The organism is Porticoccus hydrocarbonoclasticus MCTG13d, from assembly GCF_000744735.1.
GTDB lineage: Bacteria > Pseudomonadota > Gammaproteobacteria > Pseudomonadales > Porticoccaceae > Porticoccus > Porticoccus hydrocarbonoclasticus.
The window spans coordinates 92,684-110,696 of the sequence record NZ_JQMM01000001.1; the positions used below are offsets into that span (position 1 = coordinate 92,684).

Consider the following 18,013-nt stretch of genomic DNA (forward strand, 5'->3'; position numbering starts at 1 on the left):
ATGCCATGCTTAAGGCAAGCAATATGGCGAAAACAAATCGTTATCTATGAAGCCAGAGGAAACAAAATACGCGACACAACAAATGACATACGGTCAGTGAGGTCTGGTGAGGGAGGGACTTTGACAGGGTTGCCATTGCAAATCGTCGGGCGTCAGCTGCTCAGATTGCAACAGACGGTAAAAATCGGGCCTTGGCATGCAGATTTCTACCAGCATGTTGCCATTATCCGACGGGGACTCTGCAAGCACTGCCTTGCGCTCGTACAGCATGGCACGCAAACGACCCATAGTGGGCAACAATCGGTAAGTATCATGGACAATATCGTTGCTCAGCAATGATGCAATCGCTTGAGCCAAAAGATCAAAACCCTGGCCAGTTTGCGCCGACAGCCAGACGGCTACCGGCTTACCTGCCTCATCAAAATCCAGGCGGGGCGCGGGGTTCTCCAACAAATCAATTTTGTTGTAGACCATTAAAGTCGGCAGCTCCAGAGCGTCTATCTCGCCCAGCACCTCATTCACTCGCGCAATGTTGGTCGACCGCTCATCGCTGTGCGCATCAACCACATGCAACAGTAAAGACGCACTTGCTGCTTCTTCCAGCGTCGCCCGAAAAGCCTCGACCAGTTTGTGTGGCAAATGACTGATAAAACCGACGGTGTCCGCCAGCACAACTGGACCAAAGCCATTGACCTCAAGACGACGCATAGTCGGATCGAGTGTGGCAAACAGCTGATTGGCAACAAAGACCTCCGCATTCGAAAGCCGATTGAACAGTGTGGACTTTCCCGCATTGGTGTAACCCACCAGCGATATGGTTGGCATCTCCGCTCTCAGCCGCGATCGGCGACCCTGATCCCGTTGTCGGCGAACTTTGTCCAGACGGCCGAGAATAGACTTAATTCTGTTGCGCAATAAGCGGCGGTCTGTTTCCAGCTGGGTTTCGCCCGGCCCTCTCAGCCCAATACCACCTTTCTGCCGCTCCAGGTGAGTCCATCCACGAACCAGCCGAGTAGACATATGCTGCAACTGTGCAAGCTCAACCTGCAACTTACCTTCGTGGGTACGCGCACGCTGGGCAAAGATGTCGAGAATCAGGCCGGTGCGATCAAGCACTCTGCATTTTAGTGCAGCCTCGAGATTGCGCTCCTGGCTGGGTGAGAGATTGTGGTTAAAAATAACCAACTCCGCGCAGGTTTGTTGGACAAGCTCCGCCAGCTCATCCAGCTTCCCCTTGCCCACAAAGTACTTGGGATGAGGGGCATTGCGCTGTCCTGCCACCAATGCAACAGGATCACCACCGGCGGAGAGCACCAGTTCTTCGAATTCTCTGGGATCTTCAGGCTCATGTTCAGTGCCAAGAATCAAATGCACCAGAATAGCGGTTTCACCGGATTTGGGGCGATCAAAAAACAATCAGCACTCCACTCACTCAGAGGGATCCATCGAGTCATCTGCAGCCATCGGCAGGCGTACCGGCCGCGAAGGAACAATCGTGGAAATCGCGTGTTTGTAGACCATTTGACTGACCGTATTTTTCAACAGCACGACAAACTGATCAAATGATTCAACCTGGCCCTGCAGCTTGATGCCATTGACCAAAAAAATAGATACGGGAATACGCTCTTTGCGCAACACATTCAAAAAAGGGTCTTGTAGATTATGCCCTTTTGACATTGTTATTCTCCTCAACAAAGGAATAAAAAAACGCCGAAAAACAAAGACTTAAAATAAAATATACTCGGCGAAACCAGCGTCCATACTAAAGGGGATTCATCATACTATCGGTCTTGCTTTTTGTATATGGGTCTCTTTTCAAGGATTTTCAAGCACTCCGAAAGCAAAGATGGCATCTTTTCTGGCTGCCCAGCTTCTGAATCAATAAAAACCTGCTCCAATGCCGGCCAGTTGCGCAACCAAGTCAGTTGTCGCTTGGCTAATTGACGAGTGGCCGCCTGGGCCATATTTGCCATGGCGGGATAATCGATCTCTCCTGAAAGGTATTGCCACATCTGCCGGTAGCCCACAGCGCGCATTGACGGCAGATCGGGATGCAGGTCACCTCGCCGGTACAGCTCTCTGACTTCTTCTTCAAAACCCTGCGCCAGCATTATCTCAAATCGCTGGGCAATACGCCGATGAAGCAGCGCCCGGCAATGGGGGAAAAGCCCGATCTGAGTCAACTGGTATCGCTGAGCAATGGGATCGATCTCACTGCCTGCGCTGGCCTGCTCGCGCTTGAATTGCGAGAGGGTTTTACCGGTAGTGCGATAAACTTCAAGTGCTCGCTGAATGCGGCGAGAATGATTGGGGTGCAGCAGTTTTGCTGTTTCAGGATCTACGGCTGCTAACAACTCGTGCATAAAAGGCCAGCCTCGCCGAGCGGCCTCATCTTCAATCTCGGCACGAATGGCGGGGGCTGCAGGCGGCATATTCCCCAACCCGTCGAGCAGCGACTTGAAGTACAACATGGTGCCGCCCACCAGTAAGGGAATTCGCCCCGCAGCACTGATCTCTGCCATAGCCTGACGGGCATCCCGTGCAAACTCAGCCGCCGAATACGCTTCAGACGGATCTCTAATATTGATCAAGCAGTGCGGCACCGCCGCCAATTGATCTGCTGGAGGTTTGGCAGAGCCAATATCCATACCCCGGTATATCAGTGCGGAGTCCACACTGATTAACTCCACCGGCAAATGCTCTCGCAAGGCGATGGCCAGATCCGTTTTACCTGTGGCCGTTGGCCCCATCAGAAAAATCGCTGGCGGTAGCGTTTCAATCATTTACGTTACACCGCATACCAAATGGGAGAACCTGACGAATATCCGTCAGTGAGAGCAACTGCATCAACAGACGATCGACACCGAGAGCAACTCCGGCGCATGCAGGCAAACCCGCTTCCATGGCATCCAGAAGCTGAAGATCAACCGGCATGGCTGGCTTTCCGGCCGCTGTCCGCAAAGCCAGATCTGATTCAAAACGGGAGCGCTGCTCTACAGCATCTGTCAGCTCATAGTAACCGTTGGCCAGCTCCATTCTGTTCAGGAAAGCCTCAAAGCGTCGCGCCACGGGAACACCTGAGAAATCCTCTCCTCTACAGGCCAAAGCGGCCTGACACAAAGGATAGTCATAAACAAAAACCAGTCCATCGGGGAGTGTCGGCTCGACGCCAAGACTGAACAGAAGATCGAGGCAGCTGTTTCTACTGACCGCAGTAAAGTCACTTCCCGAAAGCGCTGTAGCTTCCTGCTGCAGCACCTCAAGGGATGCTGTATGAGGATCCAGCCCGATGTTCTTCTGAAAAATCTCACGGCAGGACACCTTGATGGGTTCAGTCACTACCCCCAACTCACCCAACAATGAGGACACCTCGTCAATCAGGTCGTGCTCATCCCAACCGGGCCGATACCACTCGAGGAGTGTGAACTCGGGGCTGTGACGCCGACCAGACTCATCATCACGGAAGGCCTTCCCCAAATAATAAATACCGCCACTGCCAGCGGCGAGCAGGCGCTTCATTTGATATTCGGGGGAACTCTGCAGATAGTGGCGCCGACCATTCAGCTCTGCCGGAATCGAATCGATATTGAGATCCGTGACACCGGTTTTTGCCAATACCGGCACATCCACTTCCCAGATGCCGCGAAAGCTGAAGAAGTGGCGTATGGCCGCCATCAGCTCAGCACGACGGCGAAGCGTTTCAAGTGTCGCCGTCGGTTGCCAGTCAGCCATTCCACTTCCTCAACAATTGATGTTTGCCAAAGCCGACAGCATCAACAGCAGAAGGGGTGACCAACGCCACCCCTTTACTATGCATAAACGCGCCGAAAACAGGGCAATCAGGCTCTACTGAGATATTCCCCGGTGCGAGTATCCACCCGCACAACATCGCCAATATTGAGGAATAAAGGCACTTTGACCACAGCACCGGTTACCAGTTTGGCGGGCTTGGTACCCCCCTGGGCGGTGTCCCCCTTCAGGCCCGGATCGGTCTCGACAATTTCCAGCTCCACATGATTGGGTGGCGTCACTGCCAATGGCTGACCGTTGAACAGGGTAACCATCACGGTATCCTGCTCTCTCAACCACTGCACAGCATCGCCTAGGGTTTTACCATCTGCCTGATACTGCTCAAAGGTATCCGGCTCCATGAAATGATAGTGCTCGCCATCATTGTAGAGATACTGCATGTCGCGGTCCGACACATCAGCGGCCTCCAGCGAATCACTGGAGCGAAAAGTCCGCTCCCAGACCCGACCTGTTTTCAGGTTTCGCAAACGAACCCGGTTAAATGCCTGGCCCTTGCCCGGCTTGACAAATTCGTTCTCCACAATGGAACAGGGGTCGCCATCCAGCATGACTTTCAGACCGGCGCGAATTTCGTTGGTAGAATAGGTAGCCATTATTGCCTCAACACTCAGTAAAACTTCCCGGAAAAAAGAGAGCGCTATGATACCCGGTTCTGCGACGAGTTTGGATAGCCCTGGCTGGCAAGAACAATTGACGGCCAGTATTCGCCACCCCAAAGAGCTTTTTGACTTTCTGGAACTGGATGGTACCCACCTCCGGGAGGCGTTGGCTGCCCACAGCGATTTTCAGGTGCGGGTACCCCACGCCTACTTGAGTCGAATCAGAAAAGGCGATCCAAATGACCCCCTGCTTCGACAAATTCTGCCGGTTAGCGAGGAGTTGCTTGCTGTGCCCGGTTACAGCAAGGACCCTTTGGCAGAGCAGCAGGCCAACCCGGTGCCGGGACTGATTCACAAATACCATGGCCGACTTCTGCTGGTCGTCAGCCCAAACTGTGCAGTCAACTGCCGCTATTGTTTCCGTCGCCACTTCCCGTACCAGGAAAACAGGCCGGCGCGGCCGGAATGGCAAAATGCGCTGGACTACATTGCCAGAGACGCTTCTATCAGCGAAGTCATCTATAGTGGCGGCGATCCGCTTGTGACCGGTGATAATCAACTGAGATGGCTCACCGAACAGATCGCCGGCATCAGGCATGTCAAACGATTGAGAATCCACACCCGGCTGCCGGTGGTCATTCCTGACCGGATCACCGACAGCTGCCTGCAATGGCTGACCGGAACACGCCTACAAACTTCTATGGTAATTCACAGCAATCACCCCAATGAGCTGGATGACTCAGTTGGGTCAAGTTTGCTGGCCCTGAAAAGTGCCGGTATCACTGTGATGAACCAGTCCGTGCTGATGGCCGGAATTAATGATGACACCGATACCCTGGCGCAGTTATCCGAGCGCCTGTTTGAATTCGGCACCCTGCCCTATTACCTCCATCAACTGGATAAAATCAGCGGAGCTGCTCACTTTGAGGTCTCTGATGAGACAGCTCGCCAATTGCACAGTCAGTTGCTGGTCAGACTCCCCGGCTACCTCGTCCCCAAACTGGTCAGGGAAATCCCCGGATCACCGAGCAAGGTACCGTTAACTTGAAGTCATGCCGGTCACTGTTTCGCTTTATTCCATTTTTTTGCCGATAATGTGGCACGGCTCGCATTTTAGTCTCAGGGGAAAAACGGTGCTCAGGGATTGGCTGCGTGTTCCTCGGCCTCCATTGCCTTATAATGCGACAATCTAACAAAAACTCACCTTGCACGATTCAGGAGCCCAGCCTAAATGATCCCAGACAGTGCCCTGAAGCTTTTACTGGTTCACGACAGCTTTGAAGAGGCTAACCGCATCGTCAGTTTGTTGCGCAACGCCAACTACCGTGCTGAGTCAAAGCATGTCAATCAGGAAGAAGTACTATCAAAGCTGCTGCAGGAAAAGCCCTGGGATATGATTATTGGTCAATATCAGGGCGAAAACACACCCATTAAGTCCATTTTCTCCCTCATCAGACGTTTTGACCTGGACACCCCCGTAATTCTGATTTCGGAGCAATACAACATCACAGAAATTGTCGAGGGATTGCGCCTGGGCGCTACGGATGTGTTGCCTATGGACGAAGACCAGCAGTTACTGCTGGTGGTCGCAAGAACACTGTTCAACCTTGAACAACGACGTCTGTTGCGTCAGTTCAGGCGTCGGTATGCTGATGCAGAAACCCGTTGCGAAAGACTGCTGGGCTCCTCGGTAGATGCCATCGCGATTATCCAGGAAGGTACTTATCTTTTCACCAATGACAGTTTTGCCCAGCTGTTTGGCCACCTGGAAAGTGACAGCATGCTTTGCCTCCCGGTGATTGACACGATTGCACCAGAGGATCATGCACGCCTCAAGGAGTACCTCCGGCCCATCGACAAAGACGAAGAAATCCCGCTGGAAACCCTACGCTTCACGGGCATCACCAACGATGAAATACCGATTCCAATCGAGGCCAGAATCGCCAAGGTAGATTATCAGGGCGAACCGGCTCTGGAGCTGGTCATCAGTAGGCAGTTTCTGGATGGCCAAGTGAGTACTGGCGACGATCAAGGCACCGAGCCATCCGGTGCAATGAATATTCAGCGCGACAAGGTTATCGAGCTGATCAACAACGCCATTCGGCTCGCCGCGCAGAAGCATAGCTCTTCAGTCCTGCTCTATATCACCCTGGATCGCTACAGCAGTATTCTGGCAGAAATTGGCATACAAAAAACCGAAGAGCTGGTCTCACAACTGGTGGACAAGATCAGGGATGCATCAAGCCAGGATGTCAGTCTCATGCGTTTCAAGGAAGACACGCTGGTGATGATCATGCCCAACACCGGGACCGATGCAGCTCTGATGTTTGCCAACCAACTTTGTGAGACCGTAGGCAAGCATATTTTTCAACTGGGTGAGCAAACCTTTACCCTGACCCTAGGTATCGGGGCATCTGTGATCAGCGAAACCGTTGCCACGGCAGAGGGCTGTATAGAGAAAGCCCTTTCTGCACTCACCGAACTGCACCAAAAAAATAACGGGGACTTCGCCAATGGTGCCAACCTCTATCAATCGGAGATCGGCCCGGAATACTGCGAAGAAGATGTCGAGGAAACTGCCAGAGCCATGCTGGAAGACAAGCTCTTCGAGCTGCTCTACCAACCCATCATCCCACTGCAGGGCAAGCAGGAACAATTTTACGAAGTCTTTATCCAAACCAAGCCGGAAGCCGACGAAAAAGTGCTGCCGGACAACTTTATTGCCAAGGTCTTTAAAACCGATGCGGCCAGAGACATTGACCACTGGGTGATTCTGGAATCATTCAAAGCGCTTTCAGAAAAACTGAAGAGTGCTCCAACCACGCGTCTTTTCATCAACATCTGCAGCCATACCCTGACCGACGAGGGCTTTATCCCCTGGCTGAAAGTGGCACTGAAAGCATCCGGGCTATACCCCAAAAACGTCATCTTCCAGTTGCGTGAAATCGATGTCGCCCGTCAGTACCACCGGTCTGTAGAACTGATTGAAGAGCTGAGCAAAATCAATGGCGATGTCGCGTTATCGCACTTCGGGCTGGCCATTGAACCAATGAAGCTATTGCAAAACCTGTCAGTCAATTATATCAAGTTTGATAGCGTCATCATTGAAAAGGCTTACCAGAACGATGAAAGCCTGGCCGAACTCAAGAGCCTGATCAGTTCACTGAAAATCGAAAATGAACAAATTATTGTCCCCTTTGTGGAGCGGGCAGACATGATACCCATACTCTGGACCTGCGGGGTTCACTACATTCAAGGTCACTTCCTGCAGCCGCCATCTCAACGCATGAACTACGATTTCAGTGACGATGACAACTGATTAGCCCGAGAGCAATTGCTCGTGCTGCCAGAGCAGTGTATCCCGGTCACTCAGGCCCATCAGGTAAAGTATGCCATCCAGGCCCAGCTTCGAGATTGACTGCTTGGCGGTGGCTTTTACCAGCGGTTTCGCCCGAAAGGCGATCCCCAGCCCCGCGATACTGAGCATCGGCAAATCATTGGCGCCATCCCCAACGGCAATCACTTGCTCCAGACTGATATTTTCATTGGCAGCAATTTCACGCAGCAATTGTGCTTTGCGTTGGCCATCAACCACTTCACCGCACACCCGGCCAGTCACCTGGCCGTCAACAACCTCAAGATGGTTGGCATAAATGTAATCAATGCCAAGCTGCTTCTGAATATGCCGTGCAAAGTAATCAAAGCCCCCGGACAGAATAGCCGTTCTATAACCTAACATACGTAGCGTAGACATCAGGTTTTCAGCGCCCTCCGTTAGTTTCAGTCGTGCAGCCACTACCGCCAGCACTGATTCATCCAGCCCTCGCAGTAATTTCATTCGCTCTGCAAAGCTCGCCTTGAAGTCCAATTCGCCGCGCATCGCCGCATCGGTGATGGCTGCCACCTCATCGCCGACTCCAGCCTCCTTGGCCAGCTCATCAATAACCTCCGCTTCAATCAGAGTCGAGTCCATATCAAAGACGACCAGCCGGCGGTTGCGGCGATAAATGTTGTCTTCCTGATAGGCGACATCAATATCCAGCTCAGCAGATAACTCCAACAGGGAGGCGCGCAACGCCGTCAGATCCACCGGAATACCGCGCAGGGAAAACTCCACACAGGCCTTGGTATTGGCCTCGATACGCTCCAGTGGCACTCGCCCGGACAGGCGGGTAATTTTATCAATATTCAGACCTTGCTCTACGGTCACAGCTGTCACTCTCGCAATGTGGTGGGCGGCCACCCGTCGAGCAAGCAGAGTGACAATATGGCGTGGTTTGCCCTGCTGCTCCACCCAGTGCTCATAACTCGATTCGGAAATAGGCTGAAAGCGCACCCGCATATCCATGGCATGGAGGCTGAAGAGAATTTCTTTCTGTACCAAAGCCGATTGCTGGCCGTCGGGAATCATGACCAGAATGCCGAGATTGAGATTATCGTGGATCACCGCCTGACCAATATCCAGAATATCCGCGCCGTGCTCGTCGAGTACCCGGGAGACAGCGCTGGTAATACCAGGCTTGTCTTCTCCGGCAACATTGATCAGTAGAATTTCTCTCACAGTGGCTTCCATTTTTGGTGGGGATCATCACAACCTTATCGGCGCGAGTATTATAGGAGAGCAGCGAATGAGATAGAATGAGCAATAGCCAATCACAGGGATATGTCACCAGCATGGGCCACACCAAACGATCTTTTGACAAACTTATGCCCCTCGCTGCACTCATTTTTTCAGTGCTCACAGGTCTTGCACTGGGACTTACCCATAGCCAGCAGATGAATGCATTGGCTGCACAACAGGAAAACCACCTGGGAAATATACTGGCCGGACAACTCGCAAAAGTGATCCGGGAGCCACTGATCCATCGGGACAGCCTGAGCCTGCAAGTGGAACTGGACGACATGCTCGACATTACTGGCGTAAGTCAGACCGCAGTGTACGACATTGAAAATCAGCTGATTGCCAGATCTGGCGACAATGCCCGACGCTCAATGGACATCAGCCGCTATCGAAGCCCCGTCAGCGTTGATGACAACACAATCGGATTTGTGTCTGTCATTTTGCAGCCCGATTATTATGCAGCACAGACAACCACTGCTACACGAATATTACTGTTGCTGTGGATATTACTGGCCGCCATCCTGATTTTTGTCGCTTTCCGGTTTGGCAAAGGTCTCTCACGCAGATTAACGATATTACTTGAACAATTACCAGACAGCGAAACCGATAAAGGGGACGAACTGGCCCAGCTTGAATACCGAATAGAACCCCTTCTGCGTAAACCTGGTTCCACATTGCACCCTCTATTCGGTCAATCAGTGGCAACCCTTGCGATCGCCTGCCGCAACCTCCCCCGCCTGGAAGCACTACTAAACCAGGAACATTTTAAAACACTGATGGTGAAGCTGGACCAGCTGGTCGAAGGTGCAGAACGCCTCTATGGAGCAACGCGTTTGCCGGGAAGCGACTATCATGTTTATCTGGAGTTTGCCGAGGGTAACAACGACCAGCTATCCCGTGCGATACATTGCGCTGCTGCACTGCTCCGCCTCAGTTCACAGTTACTGGACAAACAGGGCGTCACAGTTGAGCTGACTGCCGCAGTTTCCCAGGGGCGGCAACAGGCTTCACCTTCAATTCTGTTGAGCGAGCGCGAACTCGGCAAGCGATTTGTCGAAATGCAGAGCCTGCTGAATAAAGGTGCAGCGGACGAAATTCTGCTGGCTGAACATACTGATCTTCAACTGGCCGAACTGGATGATATCGATCTATCGCCGCTGGCCGAAGGTAGCGCCGTATACCGGATTAACCATTTGGGTGAACACAGTGAGGCTCGCCTCAAGCGGCAACTGGTGATATTGGGGGAACAACTCAATCCCCTCTAAACATATTCGGGCTGTTTCACTTAAGTTGTGTAACGATAATAAATTCTGCCAGACAATACCCCGCTCTGCTGACTGGGCAACTGAAATATAAGTGATCCATGGCGCCTTTGCAGGGCGTATTAACGGGCTGATAAAAATTCTGGGGAATAAAACATTGCCGTCTGCGCGGAGATCACCAGAAAAACCACCCGTTTCCATTGGCAGGGTTTCCTCCAACTGTCATATTTCCCAATCAGAATATAGCCACTTATTCAGGAGCCGGTCAGCCGGGAAACCGGCTGATACCCGAGTAGCAATCAAGGATCGCCGCATGCACTTCAAGGCAATTGTTCTTGCCCTTTCCCTATACAGCTTGCCACTCGGCATTTTCGCTGCCCCGGCAGCGGTTCCCGTGTTCGTCAAGGCCGCGGCCACCGAGCCGCTCTCCGAAAAATAGAAGCCATCGGCACCCTGAAAGCCAATGAAGCGGTCACGCTCTCCGCCTCTGTCACAGGAACGATCACGGCTATTCACTTTGACGATGGCCAGCTGGTTACACCGTTGGACAGCGTTATGAAGCTCCATATGTCCGTGCCAACCATCTTCCTCAGAAGCGTTCGTTCCGGCATGAAAATCTCAGCAAAAGTACCTGGGCTGGACAACCAACAGGTTGAAGGCGAAGTGACCAGTATCGACTCAAGGGTCGACACCTTTACCCGGGCAGTGATGGTCAGAGCCATGCTACCCAGCGAACAGCAAGCTGAAACCCGGCAACTTTTCTGTGACGTGGCATTTGCCACCGTCTTCACACTGTTTGCCCTGCCGGTCGCCTACAATTTGCAGGGTGGGTTTTCCCGAGGGCCGGGCTTTGTGTCCCAGAAACTGGATCGTGAGCTGGACAACAATCCTCACCACTGATGTCGTTGCAGATACGCCATGTCACCCGATGGCCTGACGGTAATGATTCTTTCAAGTCATACTTGAAAAAATTCCGGGTGACCTATCAGACTATCTCGACCTTGCCGCATTGGCGACATCACTAAAAACAATGGTTTTTCCCACCGGAGCCAGGGCAATGCCAGCCAGTTTCAAGTGCTGAATCCCAAATGGAATGCCGATGATGGTGAGAAATAGTGCCAATGCCACCATGATATGGGCAACCGCCAACCAGAATCCCGCCAGCAGAAACCAGATCACATTACCGAACAGGCCCAGCAAACCTGTGCCAATATCTTCCCGTTTCCGGAGCTCGCTGCGACTGATCGCCTCACGGCCAAAGGGCCACATTGTAAATTGGCCAATCACCAGACAGGATCTACCCCATGGAATCCCGATAATCGTGATAAAGGCGATCAGGCCAATAAACCACCAGGCAAGCCCCATCACCAGACCGCCGAGCACAAACCACAGAATATTTCCGATTGTCCGGATCACAGGCTAACGCCCCCTTAAAAAAAGTCGATCCAGTGCATCCAGTGACATCTGCGTCCAGGTGGGTCGACCATGGTTACACTGACCACTACGCTCTGTGGCCTCCATATCGCGCAACAGGGCATTCATTTCGGTAATACTCAGTTTGCGGTTGGCCCGTACCGAGGAATGGCAGGCCATCGTCGACATGATCTCATCCAGATGCTGCCGAATACGATCACTGCTACCGTGCTTCAGGAGATCAGACAGCACGTCTCTCACTAGCGGCTCGACATCGGCATCGCGGAGCATGGCGGGCACCCGCCGCACAATCAGGCTTTCCGGACCGGCTCTCTGCAGTAAAAAACCCAGATTTTCAAACAGCATCGAGTGCTCATCTGCCCCGTCCGCCTCTGACTGGCTTACCGCCAGGGTAATCGGCACCAACAAGGGCTGGGAGACAAGCGCCTGAGCGTCAAAGGCCTGCTTCATGCGCTCATAGGTAATTCGCTCATGGGCCGCATGCATATCGACCAGTACCAGCCCCTCTGCATTCTCGGCCAGAATATAAATTCCCTTCAGTTGGGCGATAGCGTAACCCAAAGGGGGGGAGGAGCCGTCCGATTCGGATTCAGGATGTAGCTGCTTGTCCTGCCACTCAGTCCCGGGAACGTAGGCGGTCATGGGCTCTGCCACCTCGCTGGTCCCGAACGTTTGCTGTGCCGAAAAGCCCATTGCCGATTGTTCAACCGGTGTGCGCCAATGGGGCTCACTGGGCGTTTGCTCAGTGATGGCAACCTGTGCAGCCGGGGTATCACCGGGCCGGATATCCGCGATCGCACGGTGCAGGCTGCGAAACAGGAAATCGTGTACTGTCCGACTGTCGCGAAAACGCACCTCGTGCTTGGTGGGGTGCACATTGACATCAATCTCTGCGGGATTCGCCTCCAGATAGAGGACAAACGCCGGGTGGCGTCCCTGGTACATCACATCCCGATAGGCCTGACGCACCGCATGGGTGACCAGCTTATCGCGGATACTGCGACCATTGACGTAGAAGTACTGAAGATCCCCCTGACTGCGCGAGAACGTTGGCAAGCCCACCCAGCCCCAGAGTCGCAACCCGGCGGCCTCCAGATCAAGATAGAGCGCATTTTCCATAAACGCCGGGCCGCAAATAGCGGCCACCCGTCGTTCCTGTTCTGCCTGACTGGTGGTGGCGCGGAAATGATGCACGGCCTTGCCGTTATTGTGCAGGGTAAAATCAATCTCGAAATGACTCAGGGCCAGCTTGCGGAGGACTTCGTCGATACGCTTGTACTCGGTGGCCTCGGTTCGCAGAAACTTGCGCCGGGCCGGTGTATTAAAGAACAGATCGCGCACCTCAACTGTGGTGCCCAGTGGATGGGCGACCGGGGCCAGATTCACGGCCATATCACGACCTTCGGCCTCGGCTTTCCAGCCCGGGCCGCTATTCTGGTCATTGGTGGCAATTGCCAGCCGTGACACAGAGGAAATACTGGCCAAAGCCTCACCGCGAAACCCCAGAGTCCCGACCGACTCAAGATCATCAAGCTGTTCAATTTTACTGGTGGCGTGCCGACTGAGTGCCAAAGGCAAGTCATCTGCCGCCATTCCGGAACCGTTATCGCGTACCCTCATCAATTTAATGCCGCCCCGTTCCACATCGATGTCAATGCGACTGGCACCACTATCAATACTGTTTTCCAGTAGCTCCTTTATCACAGACGCCGGGCGTTCAACCACTTCTCCAGCAGCTATCTGATTGGCTAGCCGGGGACTGAGCAGATGTATTTTGGGCATGAAACAATTCTTATGAAGAGGGAATTTTAAGGCGCTGACCAATGTTGATACGGGTATTGGTAAGTCCGTTATGCCTGAGCAATGCATCGACGGAAATATTGTACTTCAGGGCGATATCGGACAGCGTATCACCCCTCGCGATCACATGGACATTTTCACCCATCGACTTTCTCGCAGCCAACAGCGTCCCTGAGGGCGGCGCCTTGCTGAAATGCTGGTGAATTCCGTTATATATTGATCTGGCTATTTTCTGCTGGTAGCCGCGGGTACCCAGTAAGCGCGCCTCATGAGGATTGGAGATAAATCCGGTCTCCACCAGAATGGAAGGAATATCGGGCGATTTAAGCACCATAAAGCCCGCCTGTTCCACACGCTTTTTGTGAAGTCGGGCAACACCCCCCATGTATTTCAGCACTTCCGACCCGGCATCCAGGCTGCTACTGAGGGTCGCGGTCATGGACAGGTCGAGCAATACGCTGGCCAGCATATGATCCTTGTCGTCGAGGCTGACCGAACCGGCACCACCGATTAAATCCGCACGATTTTCCTTACTGGCCAGATAGCGGGCCGTTTCACTGGTAGCACCCCGACGGGACAGGGCAAATACGGAGGCACCATTGGCCGAAGGTTTGGTGAAGGCATCTGCGTGGACCGAAATAAACATGTCTGCACGATGTTCGTGGGCAATGCGCGTCCGATCCCGCAGTGCAATATAGTAATCACCATCCCTGACAAGCCGAGCCTTGAAACCGGGCGTCTGATCAAACAATCTTTTCAGCTCGCGGCTGATCGACATCACTACTTCTTTTTCACGAATGCCGTTGGGGCCCAAAGCTCCAGGGTCTTCACCACCGTGACCTGCATCAATCGATATGATCACATCCCGCTGCCCCAGGGGGGGCGGCTTAACTGATTCCTCTGCGGTACTACGGGCCTCGCCTATTACACGATCGTAGAGATCCAGGACCAACCGGTGCCCATATTGCTCATTCTTCACCAGGGTGAAACTGCGCGGCCTCACCGGAGCACTGAGGTCCAGCACAATTCGCAGATGATGTCCTTCATGCACACCACTGCGAATCCCGGTAATCGGTGAAGTAGAGAAATCCAGTCCGGTAAATGGGGTTTCCAGAGTAGTCCGGTCAATATCAACCACCAGTCTGTGGGGGTTATCAAGATCAAAAACGGTGTGGTTCACCGGCCCGCTGACATCAAAAACCAATCGCGTGTGATCTGGCGCGCGCCACAGCCTAACACCATCCACTGTGGCCGCGGCCAAGGGCTGACAGACACCAACCAGCAGGAACAGAACAGATACGATGATTCGCGCTTTTAACAAAATGCTGCCCTCAACCCGGTTCCGGCAGGGAAGCCAGAACGGTCTCCCCTTTCGGGGTATTACAGGTAATACTCAGACGACGGCCATCCTCAACGGCGGTTATCGTGATCTGCAGATCCGGTAATGGCAACATGCCTGCACCGCGTTCTGGCCATTCCACAAGACAACAGCCACCTTGCGACAGATAATCACGAATACCGATAAATTCCAATTCCTCGGGATCCCCCAGCCGATATAAATCAAAATGATAAACCAATCCATCACCACCGAACTGATAGGGCTCTACCAGTGTATAAGTTGGACTTTTTACCGGCCCCTTGTGGCCAAACGCACCAAGAATACCGCGACACAGGGTAGTTTTGCCCGCGCCCAGATCACCCCTCAGAAAAATCAGCATCGGTGCGACTATTAATTTACCAAGCTGGCGCCCGAACTCCACCATTGCCTGCTCACCTGAGAGCACCTTGACCACTGTTTGACTCATGGGTTCACCAGGCGCCGCAGAGGGCCCAGCAGATCCGTAGCGAGCATACCTCGCTCGCCCTCCACTGCTGCTCGATCGGCGGCCTCGGCATGCAGGCACACGGCCAGCGGCAATGCCATGTCCGCCGACAACCGTTGGGCAATTAATCCCCCAATAATACCACTCAGGACATCGCCCATACCGCCACTGGCCATACCCGGATTGCCGCCGGTACAAACCGCCACTGGCAGCCCGGGGTCAAGACACACCAGTGAACCAGCCCCTTTCAGGACAACCGCACACTGAAATGTTTGCTGTAGAGCACGCACAGCGGCAAACCGGTCGGCCTCCACAGCCTCCACACTGATACCCAGCAACCTCGCGGCCTCACCCGGATGAGGGGTAATTATCCAGTTTGATGGCAAATGGCCTGAAGTCAGTCGAGCCTCACTGAGGATATTCAATGCGTCGGCATCTAGAACGACCGGCAATGCCGTATCCAGCACCTGCTGCAATAGTTGCTCGGACCAGGGCGATCGCCCAAGGCCGGGGCCGACGACCAGTACGGTGGCACGGTCCAGCAACGGCCGAAGTTGTTGTCCCGAGGTCACCGCTCGCACCATCAACTCGGGGCGGCGCGCCAATAGCGCTGCAACATGTTCGGTCCGGGTTGCAACGCTCACCAGCCCGGCCCCCACCCTTAATGCAGCTTCTGCGGCCATACTTACCGCCCCACCAAAACCCCGATCACCGCCAATAATCAGTACATGGCCAAAGGTCCCCTTGTGAGCGTCACGTCGACGGGGCGCCAGCAAGGTCGACCTCAGAAGATCCAGCTCAAGGCGATAAGCCGGGTGAGGCTCTGCCGCCAGAATTTGTTCGGAAACACGCAAATCACTGTAAACCAGCTCTCCACAGAGGGCCGGCCCCCGGCCGGTAAAAAGCCCCTGTTTCAGAGCAATAAAGGTGACCGTAAGGTTCGCCTCGACAGCAGGGCCGATAGCAGCACCCGTATTCGCACAAAGACCCGAGGGAACATCCACCGAGACAACCGGCAAACCACTGTGGTTGATTAATCGGATAGCCTGGGCATAGGGCTCGCGAACCCCACCAGAAAACCCTGTGCCCAGCAGGGCATCCACAATCACACCCGCCGACAGATCCAGGCAATCACTGAACGGGACCATCGTCACACCCGCATCACGTGCATACTCAAACGCTGTGCACGCATCACCACGGAGTTTCCCGGGCGAGCTCATCTCAATCACCCGAACAGGCAGTTGACCCTCGGCCGCCAGCGCCGCCACGATATAGCCGTCACCACCGTTATTTCCCGCACCACAGAAAACCGTCAACGGCAATCCCGGCCAGTGACTGAGAATTTTCTGGAACGTGGCATAACCCGCCCGCTTCATCAATTTGATGCCCGGGGTACCGTTCTGGATGACAGCCTGATCCAGTTGACGGGCTTGGCCGGTCGTAAACAATGGCACTGGCAAATTCTGGTACATAAAATACCGATTATCCCGAGAATATCTGGCAAAATTATACGTCAACTCACCACGGCCGTTCGACTATGTCCAGTGAAACACCCGAGATCGATTACACACAGCTTGCTCTGGACATCAAAGACTGGGGCAGGCAGCTCGGTTTTCAGCAGGTGGCGATCACCGACACAGACTTATCTGAAACCGGACATCAGCTGAATGACTGGCTGGCGGAGGGCCACCAGGGAGAGATGCGCTGGATGAGTGAACACGGCGAGAAGCGCTACCACCCGGAACAATTACTTCCCGGGACACTTCGTGTTATCACGGTCAGAATGGACTATCTGACCGATAACAGCAATATGATCGCGACGCTGAAAGATGAGAGCAAAGCCTACATCTCCCGATACGCGCTGGGCCGCGACTATCACAAACTGATCCGCAATCGGCTGACAACGCTCACTAAAGAGATCGAGAAAGCCGTACCGGGAGCCGTGGTACAACGCCCCTTTGTCGATAGCGCACCGGTTATGGAAAAACCCCTCGCCGTGAAAGCCGGGTTGGGCTGGATGGGCAAACACACCCTGGTGATTAACAGCCAGGCCGGCTCCTGGTTTTTTCTTGGGGAAATCTATACCAGTCTGCCGCTACCGGTGGACCAATCCAGCGAGACAGATCAATGCGGGGAGTGCCAGGCCTGCCTGAAAGTCTGTCCGACCGATGCGTTTCCGGCGCCCTATGTCCTGGATGCGCGACGCTGTATCTCCTACCTCACCATAGAGCAGAAAGGCAGCATTCCAGAGGAGTTTCGCGAACCGATGGGCAACCGGGTATTCGGCTGTGATGACTGTCAGGCCGTCTGCCCCTGGAACAAAGCGGCATCTTTGAGTGACGAGAAAGATTTCACGCCCCGACACAATCTGGACAACCGCGAACTCGCTGAACTTTTTTTGTGGAGTGAACAGGAATTTCTCAAAAAGACCGAAGGGTCGTCCATCAGGCGAGTGGGTTATCAGGGCTGGCTCCGGAACCTAGCCGTTGGCCTTGGCAACGCGCCCACCTCGGAGACAGTGGTCAGCGCCTTGCGAAGCCGCGAGTCACATAGTTCGCCGATGGTGAGAGAGCATGTGGCTTGGGCCTTGGGACAACATCAGCAACAGAAAAGGCGCAAACGAAAAATCATCAATACCCTCAATCGCTAAAGACTGACCTGGAA

At 53.7% G+C, this 18,013-nt stretch carries 17 protein-coding genes; 6 read left to right on the forward strand and 11 right to left on the reverse strand.

Annotated features, from left to right (window positions below):
• Positions 1-93: 93 nt before the first annotated feature.
• The 5 genes from hflX to efp all read right to left on the reverse strand — a co-directional run bounded on the left by hflX (position 94) and on the right by efp (position 4,403).
• The gene (hflX, locus tag U740_RS00465; protein WP_036858414.1) at positions 94-1,416 is read right to left on the reverse strand and encodes a ribosome rescue GTPase HflX; all 1,323 of its coding nucleotides are present in this window, start codon (positions 1,414-1,416) and stop codon (positions 94-96) included.
• A 12-nt stretch (positions 1,417-1,428) separates the two neighbouring features.
• On the reverse strand, positions 1,429-1,677 hold the full coding sequence (gene hfq / locus U740_RS00470; RefSeq protein WP_036858415.1) for an RNA chaperone Hfq: 249 nt from the start codon (positions 1,675-1,677) through the stop codon (positions 1,429-1,431).
• A gap of 104 nt (positions 1,678-1,781) precedes the next feature.
• On the reverse strand, positions 1,782-2,783 hold the full coding sequence (gene miaA, locus U740_RS00475) for a tRNA (adenosine(37)-N6)-dimethylallyltransferase MiaA (RefSeq protein ID WP_036858416.1): 1,002 nt from the start codon (positions 2,781-2,783) through the stop codon (positions 1,782-1,784).
• A complete protein-coding gene (gene epmA, locus U740_RS00480) occupies positions 2,776-3,732 on the reverse strand; it encodes an EF-P lysine aminoacylase EpmA (RefSeq protein ID WP_036858417.1) in 957 nt (318 codons plus the stop codon). Before epmA ends, miaA begins: the two co-directional genes overlap by 8 nt.
• Positions 3,733-3,839: 107 nt before the next feature.
• Positions 3,840-4,403, reverse strand: coding sequence for an elongation factor P (gene efp, locus U740_RS00485; protein ID WP_036858418.1), 564 nt, complete (start codon positions 4,401-4,403; stop codon positions 3,840-3,842).
• A 46-nt stretch (positions 4,404-4,449) separates the two neighbouring features.
• On the opposite strand from efp, the gene epmB reads away from it, so the two are divergent.
• Positions 4,450-5,457, forward strand: a complete 1,008-nt coding sequence (gene epmB / locus U740_RS00490; protein WP_036858419.1) for an EF-P beta-lysylation protein EpmB — start codon at positions 4,450-4,452, stop codon at positions 5,455-5,457.
• Between the two features lie 183 nt (positions 5,458-5,640).
• Positions 5,641-7,728, forward strand: a complete 2,088-nt coding sequence (locus U740_RS00495; RefSeq protein WP_036858420.1) for an EAL domain-containing response regulator — start codon at positions 5,641-5,643, stop codon at positions 7,726-7,728.
• Here the strand turns inward: U740_RS00495 and serB are convergent, their stop codons facing one another.
• Positions 7,729-8,970, reverse strand: a complete 1,242-nt coding sequence (gene serB / locus U740_RS00500) for a phosphoserine phosphatase SerB (RefSeq protein WP_272981324.1) — start codon at positions 8,968-8,970, stop codon at positions 7,729-7,731.
• Positions 8,971-9,047: 77 nt separating this feature from the next.
• On the opposite strand from serB, the gene U740_RS00505 reads away from it, so the two are divergent.
• The 3 genes from U740_RS00505 (at position 9,048) to U740_RS11945 (ending at position 11,192) form a co-directional block, all read left to right on the forward strand.
• The gene (locus U740_RS00505; RefSeq protein WP_152556759.1) at positions 9,048-10,295 is read left to right on the forward strand and encodes a hypothetical protein; all 1,248 of its coding nucleotides are present in this window, start codon (positions 9,048-9,050) and stop codon (positions 10,293-10,295) included.
• Between the two features lie 310 nt (positions 10,296-10,605).
• A complete protein-coding gene (locus tag U740_RS12265) occupies positions 10,606-10,731 on the forward strand; it encodes a hypothetical protein (protein ID WP_268745559.1) in 126 nt (41 codons plus the stop codon).
• A gap of 14 nt (positions 10,732-10,745) precedes the next feature.
• A complete protein-coding gene (locus tag U740_RS11945; protein ID WP_268745569.1) occupies positions 10,746-11,192 on the forward strand; it encodes an efflux RND transporter periplasmic adaptor subunit in 447 nt (148 codons plus the stop codon).
• Between the two features lie 90 nt (positions 11,193-11,282).
• On the opposite strand, the gene U740_RS00520 is transcribed toward U740_RS11945, so the two are convergent.
• Genes U740_RS00520 through U740_RS00540 form a run of 5 tightly spaced genes read right to left on the reverse strand, consistent with a single transcriptional unit; the run spans position 11,283 to position 16,821 of the window.
• A complete protein-coding gene (locus U740_RS00520) occupies positions 11,283-11,708 on the reverse strand; it encodes a YccF domain-containing protein (RefSeq protein ID WP_036858425.1) in 426 nt (141 codons plus the stop codon).
• 3 nt (positions 11,709-11,711) lie between these two features.
• Positions 11,712-13,508, reverse strand: a complete 1,797-nt coding sequence (mutL, locus tag U740_RS00525) for a DNA mismatch repair endonuclease MutL (RefSeq protein ID WP_036858426.1) — start codon at positions 13,506-13,508, stop codon at positions 11,712-11,714.
• A 10-nt stretch (positions 13,509-13,518) separates the two neighbouring features.
• A complete protein-coding gene (locus U740_RS00530; RefSeq protein ID WP_036858427.1) occupies positions 13,519-14,850 on the reverse strand; it encodes an N-acetylmuramoyl-L-alanine amidase in 1,332 nt (443 codons plus the stop codon).
• Between the two features lie 7 nt (positions 14,851-14,857).
• The gene (gene tsaE, locus U740_RS00535) at positions 14,858-15,331 is read right to left on the reverse strand and encodes a tRNA (adenosine(37)-N6)-threonylcarbamoyltransferase complex ATPase subunit type 1 TsaE (RefSeq protein ID WP_036858428.1); all 474 of its coding nucleotides are present in this window, start codon (positions 15,329-15,331) and stop codon (positions 14,858-14,860) included.
• Positions 15,328-16,821 carry a bifunctional ADP-dependent NAD(P)H-hydrate dehydratase/NAD(P)H-hydrate epimerase gene (locus U740_RS00540; protein ID WP_036858429.1) on the reverse strand — a complete coding sequence of 498 codons (1,494 nt, stop codon included), beginning with the start codon at positions 16,819-16,821 and terminating at the stop codon, positions 15,328-15,330. Before U740_RS00540 ends, tsaE begins: the two co-directional genes overlap by 4 nt.
• Before the next feature lie 65 nt (positions 16,822-16,886).
• Between U740_RS00540 and queG the strand changes: the two genes are divergently transcribed.
• Entirely contained in the window at positions 16,887-17,999 is a 1,113-nt protein-coding gene (queG, locus tag U740_RS00545) for a tRNA epoxyqueuosine(34) reductase QueG (protein ID WP_036858430.1), read from the forward strand.
• Positions 18,000-18,013 lie beyond the last annotated feature (14 nt).